The organism is Synechococcus sp. B60.1 (genome assembly GCF_047462555.1).
GTDB lineage: Bacteria > Cyanobacteriota > Cyanobacteriia > Thermostichales > Thermostichaceae > Thermostichus.
Genome location: NZ_JANSJN010000013.1, coordinates 13,178 through 15,940, shown reverse-complemented (window position 1 = coordinate 15,940; position 2,763 = coordinate 13,178). Strand labels below are relative to the sequence as shown.

Annotated in this window: 3 protein-coding genes and 1 riboswitch; all 3 genes read right to left on the bottom strand. The window is 62.0% G+C overall.

The window, feature by feature from the left end; genetic code table 11:
- Positions 1 to 1,049, bottom strand: a 1,049-nt coding sequence (locus tag NW863_RS02715) for a cation:proton antiporter (protein WP_414364217.1), incomplete at its 3' end; no start/stop codon positions are given.
- Between the two features lie 148 nt (positions 1,050 to 1,197).
- A riboswitch (Fluoride riboswitch) is annotated at positions 1,198 to 1,291 on the bottom strand.
- A 42-nt stretch (positions 1,292 to 1,333) separates the two neighbouring features.
- Positions 1,334 to 2,020 (bottom strand): DUF1997 domain-containing protein, encoded by a 687-nt coding sequence (locus NW863_RS02710; protein ID WP_414364216.1) that lies wholly within the window; start codon positions 2,018 to 2,020, stop codon positions 1,334 to 1,336.
- Entirely contained in the window at positions 1,980 to 2,675 is a 696-nt protein-coding gene (hisIE, locus tag NW863_RS02705) for a bifunctional phosphoribosyl-AMP cyclohydrolase/phosphoribosyl-ATP diphosphatase HisIE (protein WP_414364215.1), read from the bottom strand. The genes NW863_RS02710 and hisIE overlap by 41 nt, the downstream gene beginning before the upstream one ends.
- Positions 2,676 to 2,763: the final 88 nt, after the last annotated feature.

Sequence of the window (2,763 nt, the reverse complement as noted above, 5' to 3'; positions counted from 1 at the left end):
TCCCCGCCAGGGATCCCCCGGGCTAAGGGGATGCCGCCGATGGCCGCCTGCACCGTGGCTTTGGCCATGTTGCCCGGCAGCAAGAAGAGCCGCTCCCGCCAGTTCCAGTTGCTCCCCAGGGTGGAAAGCCACCAGCCCAGGCCTCGGCCCAACAGCAGGCTCAGGGTCAAAAGCAGCAAACCGGGCAAGAGCAGGGATCCCAGTACCTGCAGATCCAAAGAGGCTCCCAGCAGGACAAACAGCACGATCTCCGCCACCGTCCAGAGGGCGTCGAACCCAAGCCGCAGCCGCCGCGCCAGCGGCCCATCCAGTTGGACGAGGAAAAACCCTAGGGCCATCACCGCCAGGTAGCCGGAAAAATAGGGCCACACCTGCGACGCCAGCACCAAGCCCAGCGCCAGGCAGGCCGCCAGCAGCACCTCTTGCGTGCTGTTGCGAGTCCAGTTCTGCTGCACCAAGAGGGCCACCAAAACCCGCGCCCCCAGGTAGCCCACCGCCACCCCCAGCAGGATCTCCATCCCCACCTGGAACGGCAGCCACTGCAGGCGAAGGCTCTGGGCAGATCCCTGCCCCAAAAAGCTCAGCAACAGGCTAAAGCCCAGCAACAGCAGCACATCGGAAAGGGCGCTGCCGGTCAAAATGGCGTCCGGGATCCCTTTGGTCACCCCCCAGCCCAGGCTCTTGAGGCGCAACATCCCCGGCACGATCACCGCCGGCGACTCCGCCCCAATCACACAGCCCAAAAGCAGTCCCGTCCCCCAATCCAGCCCCAGGATCCAGCGGCTCAAGAGCGCCACTGCCACCGCCTCACAGGCTGCCGGCAAAAACCCCAGCCGCAGGGCCACGGATCCCTGCTGGGCCAGCTTTTCCCAATCCAGCCCCAGGCCCGCCCTCATGAGGATGATCGTGACGGCCACTAGGCGCAGATCCCCGGCTGCCGCCAACAGCTCTGGGGACAAGACCTCTTGCAACAGGATCCCGACCAGAATCATCCCCACTAGCGGCGGCATCCCCAGCCGGCCCCCAATCTGGCCGACAAAAAAGCCCATCCCTAAGATCCACAGCCAACTGCCCAGCATCAACAAAACCTCTCTCTTTGCCGTCCGGATGGTGAAGGGCAGCCCAGAGGGAAGTAGAGCCTTGGGGGCTGTGGGGTGGTAACCCAAGATCAAAGACTCCCACCCCCTGGATCTGCCCAGAAGAGTAGGAGTCATCAGCCTCAGCCTTGGATTTAGAGAATTCTTGGAACCTGCCTGAGGCGGTTACGGTGAACCCCATCACCGGTTGCCGGAGCAAGCTGACCGACAACTCACTCACGTTGACCCATAGGGTATCACGCCCCATCTTCCACCGCAACCAAGCGATAGGAGTGATGGGGACGGCCAATGGAGCAATAGAAATCGCTGCAGACATTGTGGGTAAAGCGATCGCTGAGGCCGCGGGTAACCTGCTGCACCACCTGGCTGCCCACTCTCTGAACCAACTTGCGCGGCAGAACTTGCAAAAACTTGGGCAAATGCAGCCGGATATCCAGATGAAGATCCCAGTGGACGCGGGTAGTGGCAGGGGATCCCGGTAGCTCCTCCAGCCGGAAACTGGCCTGGCAATCTACCCGATAGGGCAGGGCGGCCTCCCCCGGCAGCTCAGTCGAAGTCAGCCGAAACAGGTAATCTTCCTCCGGCCAGATCTTCACCCCAAAGCAGGGCTCCAGCTCAAACCCCAGCCCACCCATGCGGAAAAATTGCAGCTTGTAGGTGTCGGCAGAGAGGGGCTCCACCTGCAATGGCCGGAAGCAGCGCTGGATCCACTGGCTATGGCCGCGCAGGTAACGGGCCAAAGTCTCCCGATCGGTCTCCAGATCCACTTGGCCCCGTCGCCCAGCCTGCAAATCCAAGTGGATCTTGGCTATCGGTTGATCTAACGGTGGGGGGTGATCCATCTCCTCCAAAAGCGGCTCCCCCTTCTCGGACAGAGCCCCTTCACCGAGGGGAACGACGGGCTTGGAGTTGGCGATAGACATCCCGAATATCCACCTGATAGTGAGCAAGAGCCACGAGGCAGTGGTACCAGAGATCCGCCACCTCGTCGGCCAGGGCGGTCTTGTCCCCCTCTTTTGCTGCCATCACCACTTCAGCCGTCTCCTCGCCGAGTTTTTTCAGGATGGCGTTGTCTCCCTTGGCCAGCAGGCTGCTGGTGTAGGAATCGGGACGGGGATCCGCCTGGCGGGCCTTGATCACGGCAAACACCTGCGACAGGGTATCGGCGGCCGGGATGGGATCCCCTTCCTTCTCTGGGAGGGTGCGGAAGAAGCAGCTCCGCGCTCCTGTGTGGCAGGCCGCATCTCCCACCTGCTCCACCAAAATGACCAGCGCGTCGCTGTCGCAGTCGTAGCGGATTTGTTTGACCCACTGCACGTGGCCAGAAGTTTCCCCCTTGGGCCAGAGCGACTGGCGGGAGCGGCTCCAGAACCAAGTGCGGCCTGTCTCCAGCGTTTTCTGCAGCGATTCCCGGTTCATCCAGGCCATCATCAGCACCGTCCCGTCCAGGTAGTCCTGCACAATGGCCGGGATCAAACCCTGTTCGTTGTAGCGGAGGCTGTCTAGATGAGCGATCCCCTCCGGCAGAAGAGCGCGGGGCGGATCCGCTGAAGGAATGGAGTCCGAGGCAGCAATCATAGAGGGCAGGAATCCAAAGAGAGCATAAAAAGCAAGATAGCAAAGCCAGCTCTCCCCAGGGTACCTCCTCCTGCCCAGCCCGGTTTTT